A 6462-nucleotide genomic window follows, 5' to 3' on the forward strand; every position below is an offset into this window, starting at 1 on the left:
TTGTACCGCAAACCGTCTACACCAAACCTTCATGAGTTCTTCACGGCTCTATGCTACACTTTTGGTATGCCAAAGACTCGTGTACTGATCATTGAAGATCAACCTAAAATAGCCGGATGGCTTGCCCGCTTTCTTGAAGATGCTGGCTTCGAGGCGCTGCGGGCGGATGACGGACGGACAGGCTTGCAGACTGTCTGGAGCGAAAAGCCAGAGGTCATTGTCCTCGATTTGATGCTCCCCGATATGGATGGTTTGGATGTCTGTCGTTTCATCCGCCAGCGCTCCGATGCCTTCATCCTTATGCTGACTGCCCGTGCCGAGGAAACAGACCGTCTCATCGGGTTGGAAATTGGCGCAGATGATTACATCACGAAGCCGTTCAGCCCGCGCGAGGTGGTCGCCCGCATCCGGTCTCTGCTGCGCCGTGCCAGTGGCGATCTGGTCCGCCAAGATCGCCCGATCAGCCATGAGGGGCTGCTGCTCGACCCGCCGCGCCGCGCTGTCACTCGCGATGGGGTGGTGATCAACCTGACCCCGACAGAATTTGACATGCTCTACACAATGATGCGTCAGCCGGGCGTCCCTTTCAGCCGCGAACGCCTGATCAATGAGGCGCTTGGCTACGATTACGCTGGTTATGAACGGACGGTGGATGTTCACATTCGCAACCTGCGGCGGAAAATTGAACGGGATACGGCAAACCCCCGTTATATTCAGACGGTCTTTGGCGTTGGCTACCGGTTTGGTGGTCTTGGGGATGAATCCTCGCCGGAGGAAGCGCCCACCTCGAATCCCTAACTATGGCGGATCGTCCGTGTTCCCGATGCCGCTGCGTCGGGCTTAGGCTAAAGTGTGCGGTATGAAACTTCCCCTTGGAGCGCAGATTGGGCGGGCATTACGAAGCCTTCGCGCGCAGGTGATCCTGAGCTACCTTCCACTGGTGATTGTTCCCGTTGTCGTGATAGGAAGCGTAGCGCAAGGGGTGGCAGCGCGGGGCTTTGATGTTCTTGTGCGGGCGGATGCTCGCCAATACATGGATAACGTCATGCCCTGTCTCAGCGCCTATTACGAAACCTTTGGGGCATGGACGGGACTGAATGGCATTTTTGCCGGAGAGGGAACAAGCGTCGTCGTCGTCAGCGAACGCCGCCTCCGTCCTGAAACTGGAGGGGGGCAGCCCCCTGTTGGACATACCCTGAAGGAATCCCTCGCCCTAATCATCACTTCCGGCTTGCCGCAATGCATTGTTGTCATCGAGAGCGGTATTAGGACTGCCCCACCAAGCCAGAACCCCTTTGGCGAAGGGGTGGGAAATCCACCGTATGGGGGGGCAACACCCCTTCCAGGCGGAGAGGGCGTCGCCCTGCCGGTGAACCCACCGATGAATCCCCTTCCGGGTATGGGCGAAATGGGCGGCGGCGGGCAGCCTCCCTATCGACGCGGCGGGGGGATAGGGCAGCCCTTTGCGCTCTCGCCTGATGCCCTCTTGATCTTAGACACAGCAGGGACGATCATCGCCACGACACCGAACGCCGCTCCCTACATTGGACGCTCATTGGAAGACCCCAATTTCCTCGGCGCGGGCATTTATGTTCGTGGACAGCTTGTTGGGCGGGTGGCGGTGGGGATGGCGCTTGGGGCAATGAGCGAGGCGCAGCGCGAGACATTGGGGGCAATCAGCAGCGGGGTGCTGGCGGCAGCCCTGATCAGCGGACTTTTGGCGCTTGGGTTTGGGGTGATTCTCTCGTGGCGGATCAGCACCCCGCTCCGTCACCTCATGGCAGGCGTCCGGCGGTTGGCGGCGGGTGAATGGAATACGCCTATCGAGCGCGGGGCAAGAGGCGAATTTGGCGATCTGACGGACGCCTTCAACGGCATGGCAGGGGAGATCACTCGCCAGCAAAAGTTAAACAGGCAGATGGTTGGGGATATTGCCCACGATTTGCGCACGCCCCTTTCGGTGATGATGTTAGAAATTGAGGCGATTGAAGCCGGCTACCAAACGCCCACCGAAGCCGCCGCCGCGCTCCGCGAGGAAGTCGGTTGGTTGAGCCGTATGGTGGACGATCTCCGTTTGCTCTCCCTGATGGATGCCGACCAAATCACGCTCCAACGGGAGAATGTCCCCATGGGTGACTTTCTCCGTTCGATTCACGATTTTTGGGCAACAGCGGCGGAATCGGAAGGGCGCACGATGCGTCTAGACCTTCCCAACGCCCTTCCGACGGTGGATGTCGACCCCTCCCGCTTGCGGCAGATCATTAGCAACCTGATCGATAACGCCTTGCGCCACACCCGCCCGGGCGATGCGATCACCCTTTCTGGGCGCGTGGGCGAGGGCGCTATGATTGTGGCAGTCAGCGACGAGGGCGAAGGCATTGCCCCCGACGCGCTCCCCCATATTTTTGATCGCTTCTACCGCGCAGATCGCTCGCGGCAGCACCACCCCGATGGCTGGAAACGCGATGGGAGCGGGCTAGGCTTGAGCATCACCAAACGGCTGGTCGAACTTCATCAAGGTGCGATTCACGTCCAAAGCACCCTGGGGCGGGGGACAATCTTCACCGTCCACTTCCCGTTAACCTGAGCGGTGTGCTACGATCTCTCGTAAACAGCATCACAAGTTGCACGAAAGATCACCAACCGTCATGAATCCTGCTATGATGAAACGCGCCGGACTGCTCATTGGCGTCCTTGTTTGTGGTGTACTTGCCTTTGAACTGACGATGACCTTCCTGCGCCAGCGCACCGTTTCCATCACCATCCGCACCACCGGATCAGCGGTGACGGTCCCCACCCCGTTCCCCCTGACGGGCGATGCCACCCCGACGCCCATCCCTGAAGATGCTCGGCAGATTGGGGAAAGCAATGTTGGCAGCACGATCTTCATTGCCCGTGATGGTGTTGTGCTGCTTGATGTGACATGGGATTACCGCATTGGTCCGCGTTTTCCGCCGACACTGATCCGCGCTGATGTGACTGATGGTCAAGGGGGGATTGTTGCCGCCCACAGCCACACGATCACCTGTGATCAGGTGAACGCGCTCGCCTGTTCGGGGGTGGCGACGATCTCGCTCACCTTCAATGAACAGGATGGCGTTGGCGAGGGCGGGCTTTGGCAAACGGGGCGCTATATGCTCAACATCACCCGCGCCTATGCCGGGCTGCGTCCAGAGATCATTCTCCGCCGTGAAGTGACGGTGATCAACGAGTGAATCAGGCGAAAGCCCAATTCGCCCGCACCCCGGTAGGGCGGCTATGCCCCTCTCTCAGTTGCTGAAAGGAGCTAAAAGGGGCGGGCGTCAGGGGAGGCGCTCACCCCTGCCCGGCTGCCCCACGCTTTGCCGCACCCTCTGCCCCACCGAGGCTTTCGGCGCCAGTTTGATCGGCTTGTTCGGCAAGGCGGTCTGAGCGGCTGCGCGAATCGGCGGGAAGGTTGCTGATGCCATACTCCGTGTGCGAATACACATCGTCCATGGCGGCGATCATGTCTTCCAGCGAGGCAACCTCGTTGCGAATTTGATCCTGCAAGCGCCGCGCCCCAGAGCTATCGAGTTCCTTCACATCCATCAACTGCATTTTGGCGTGGACGGCGCTCAGTTGGGCAATGGTCGAATCCATCTTGATTTCAATGCGCTTGACGAGGGCGGCAACCCGATTCAAGTCCCCCGCCAGTGATTCCTTAATCTCCAACGCCCGCTGCAATTCTGCCTTTACGGTGGGGTCTTCCTCAAGGCTCAAGCGGCGCTTCAACGCCTGAATTTCCGTTGGCACTTGGCGGCGATCCCGCTCAATGATCGGATTCGACTCAAAGGTATCGATGCTCTTGGCAAGGCGGTAGATGCTCTCGATCCAGTCGTTGATTTGGCTGGCAGTGTCATCAAGGGCAACGCGCATGGCGCTGCTCTGCTTGCCAACGAACTCATCAATGATGCGCTTGTATTCAAGTGCCTTCACCAACTGTTGGCGGGCATAGAGATTCCGAATATCGCCGGGGTCGAACTGCTCTTTGAGGATGCGCAAGTTCGCCTGTTCGCGTGCTTTCGGATCGGTCAGCGTCGCCACAAGGTAGATCACCTCGATCACCCCCCCAATTGCCAACCACAACCAGTTTGCCATCCCCGGAAAAAGCTGAATACCGGAAAAAAAAGCAATGATCGTCAAGCCAATGGTGATTGCACTCGGTGCGGTGAAAAAAGCATCGCTCAGCATCGCCCGAAAAGTATTCATCCGTATGTCGTCAATTGGGCTGCGCTTGTCATCTCTTGCCATAATAGGGGGACGTCCTTTTCGCTGTTCGTCAGGGTTTATTAGGGTTTATGATGGTTAATCATGGGCGGTGACGGTGGGGGTGATTCGATAGCGCTCTCCCGTTTGAGAGAGATACCCAGCCTTCACCTTTGGATCGTGCTGGCTGATCAGCAAGGCGCGGTGTTCCAGCACCCAAGCTTGCCATTTTCGCTTGGTCTCTAAAGTCACCAACGGCTCGGTATCGTAGCTCGTCATCCAGCTAAGCCGCTCGAAGTGAATCATATAACTTGCCAAATCGCTCAGAAATAAGGCGTGCTGCCCCTCGCTGCTGAGCAGGATCGATTGGTGACCGGGCGTATGACCGGGCGTTACAACGCCGCGCACACCGGGCAAAATGTCGGTGTCCCCATCCAATAAGGTCATCTGCCCACAGTCAAGCAGCGGTTGGAAATTCGGCTCGTAGTAGGTGCTGCGCGTCCGTTCATTCGTGTGGGTGGCGTCCTCATACTCTCGCCGCTGCACGTAATAGTGAGCGTTGGGAAAGGTCGGCTCAATCCCCTTGGCGGTAAAGAGGGTGTTCCCCGAACAATGATCGGCGTGCAAGTGCGTGTTAATGACCATATCGATCTGGTCAGGGGCAACCCCTTGCCGCGCTAACCCCTCCAGAAGGGTCTCGCTGCGCAGCAGCCCCCAATTCTCCTTCATTTTATCGGTCAGCTTATCGCCTAAGCCCGTATCCACGAGAATTAGCTTCCCGTGCGCCCGAATCAAGAGGCAGGTCAGGGTCATGGGGATTTGGTTTTCCGCGTTTGGCTGAAGGTAATCGCGGTAAAGCGCACGCGGGACAAGCCCAAAGGGACCGCCGGCATCGACATGAACTGTGCCATCGGTGAGAAAGTAGAGTTGGAAAGCGCCTAAGTGAATCATAGGTGAATCATATCACGTCTGTTGCGTGTTAATCTGTGTGTTCAGGTATTCCTCTATCGGCAGACGGGGCGAGATTGCCCCCTTCATCGGCTATCACATGATCGCTCTGCTGGCTTGCTATCTGAATACGTTCAATGAGGGCGGCACGTTCCATCTCAGGAAGAAATGCCGCCTCTGCTGCCGTTTGGGTCAGACTCTGAAGAACGTCTAGTGTCCAGCCATGTGCTATCGCCGTCCGATAATATTCCTCGCTAAGCGTCACATCGCAGATCGCCGGATCGTCAGTGTTCAGCGTCACCCGCAAGCCGGCTGCCATCATGCGCTGGATGGGGTGGTCCTTCAGCGAGGGGACAACGCCGCTCTGGATATTGCTGGTGGGGCAGACCTCAAAGACAACGCCCATTTCCGCCGCCAGAGCAACCGTCAGTTCATCCTCAAAAATCCTGACCCCATGCCCAATCCGCCGTGCGCCCATCGCCTCAATCGCATAGCGAATGTTGTGGGCGCCATCCCACTCCCCCCCGTGCAAGGAGACAAACATTCCGGCGCGGCGTGCCTCCCGAAACAGATTGCGAAAGGGCGCAGCGGGAAACCCGCGCTCTTGCCCGCACAGATCGACGGCGACAATTCCGCGCTGCTGTTGATCGAGAGCCGCTTGGATCGATTCCTCGGCGTCGCTGAGGCTCTCGTGGCGGTTCACGGCGACAATCAGACGAACCTCAATACTGCGTCCAGCCATGCCATCGCGCACGCCATCACACACCCACGTAACCACATCGGGAAAGGTGAACCCCCCTGCCCGTCCCAATGCCTTTGGGGTGAAGCGCAGTTCCATATACCGAATGTTATCGGCGGCGGCGTCCTCCACCGCCTCCCGCGCCGCACGATAAACGACCTCTGGGGCGCAGTAAAACCCCCGCAAAACGGCAAACTTGGAGAGGAAATGATCGGCAGTCCTCGGCGCGCCGGGCATCACTTGCACATAGGGGCGCAGTAACTCGGCGCGGTTGGAGGGGACATCTAGGGCGTATTGTTCGGCAACCTCGGCAAGGGTGGTCAGACGAATCGACCCCTCCAAATGGCGGTGGAGTTCGATCTTGGGCATGGCGGCAATGGTGGCGCGTAAATCTGGCACAATAGTCCCCTTGCAGATGGTAGAACAAATTGTACCACCGTGAGCATAGGCGTGCTGGCTTTACGCACTAGCACCTCGCCACAGCGATAGGGAAGGTTTTCCCCCTCTCCCCCCTTCCGTGTGCTGAGCGGGCAGCAACAGGGTAAATG

6 protein-coding genes are annotated in these 6462 nt (G+C 58.3%); 3 read left to right on the forward strand and 3 right to left on the reverse strand.

All coding sequences use genetic code 11. The features are described 5' to 3' along the window. Nucleotides 1-66: 66 nt before the first annotated feature. From HS103_17750 to HS103_17760, 3 genes are all read left to right on the forward strand, one after another. Complete coding sequence (locus HS103_17750; protein MBE7514644.1) at nt 67-798, forward strand: response regulator transcription factor; 732 nt, start codon at nt 67-69, stop codon at nt 796-798. Between the two features lie 61 nt (nt 799-859). Further along, nucleotides 860-2587: a HAMP domain-containing histidine kinase gene (locus HS103_17755; GenBank protein ID MBE7514645.1), complete on the forward strand. Its 1728-nt coding sequence runs from the start codon at nt 860-862 to the stop codon at nt 2585-2587. 61 nt (nt 2588-2648) lie between these two features. Next, nucleotides 2649-3215, forward strand: coding sequence for a hypothetical protein (locus tag HS103_17760; GenBank protein MBE7514646.1), 567 nt, complete (start codon nt 2649-2651; stop codon nt 3213-3215). A gap of 100 nt (nt 3216-3315) precedes the next feature. Here HS103_17760 and HS103_17765 read toward each other — a convergent pair whose 3' ends face one another. From HS103_17765 to add, 3 genes are read right to left on the reverse strand one after another with little or no spacing between them, the layout of a single operon-like run. Further along, a complete protein-coding gene (locus HS103_17765) occupies nt 3316-4272 on the reverse strand; it encodes a hypothetical protein (GenBank protein ID MBE7514647.1) in 957 nt (318 codons plus the stop codon). A 54-nt stretch (nt 4273-4326) separates the two neighbouring features. Further along, entirely contained in the window at nt 4327-5178 is an 852-nt protein-coding gene (locus HS103_17770) for an MBL fold metallo-hydrolase (protein ID MBE7514648.1), read from the reverse strand. A 28-nt stretch (nt 5179-5206) separates the two neighbouring features. After that, nucleotides 5207-6313: an adenosine deaminase gene (gene add / locus HS103_17775; GenBank protein ID MBE7514649.1), complete on the reverse strand. Its 1107-nt coding sequence runs from the start codon at nt 6311-6313 to the stop codon at nt 5207-5209. Nucleotides 6314-6462 lie beyond the last annotated feature (149 nt).

This window comes from Anaerolineales bacterium (assembly GCA_015075625.1).
GTDB lineage: Bacteria > Chloroflexota > Anaerolineae > Aggregatilineales > UBA2796 > UBA2796.

What these genes read in the sequence shown, in the direction of transcription:
- HS103_17765 (MBE7514647.1), bottom strand. Translation starts at nt 4,272, where the DNA reads ATGGCAAGAGATGACAAGCGCAGCCCAATTGACGACATACGGATGAAT.
- HS103_17770 (MBE7514648.1), bottom strand. Translation starts at nt 5,178, where the DNA reads ATGATTCACTTAGGCGCTTTCCAACTCTACTTTCTCACCGATGGCACA.
- HS103_17755 (MBE7514645.1), top strand. Translation starts at nt 860, where the DNA reads ATGAAACTTCCCCTTGGAGCGCAGATTGGGCGGGCATTACGAAGCCTT.
- HS103_17750 (MBE7514644.1), top strand. Translation starts at nt 67, where the DNA reads ATGCCAAAGACTCGTGTACTGATCATTGAAGATCAACCTAAAATAGCC.
- HS103_17760 (MBE7514646.1), top strand. Translation starts at nt 2,649, where the DNA reads ATGAATCCTGCTATGATGAAACGCGCCGGACTGCTCATTGGCGTCCTT.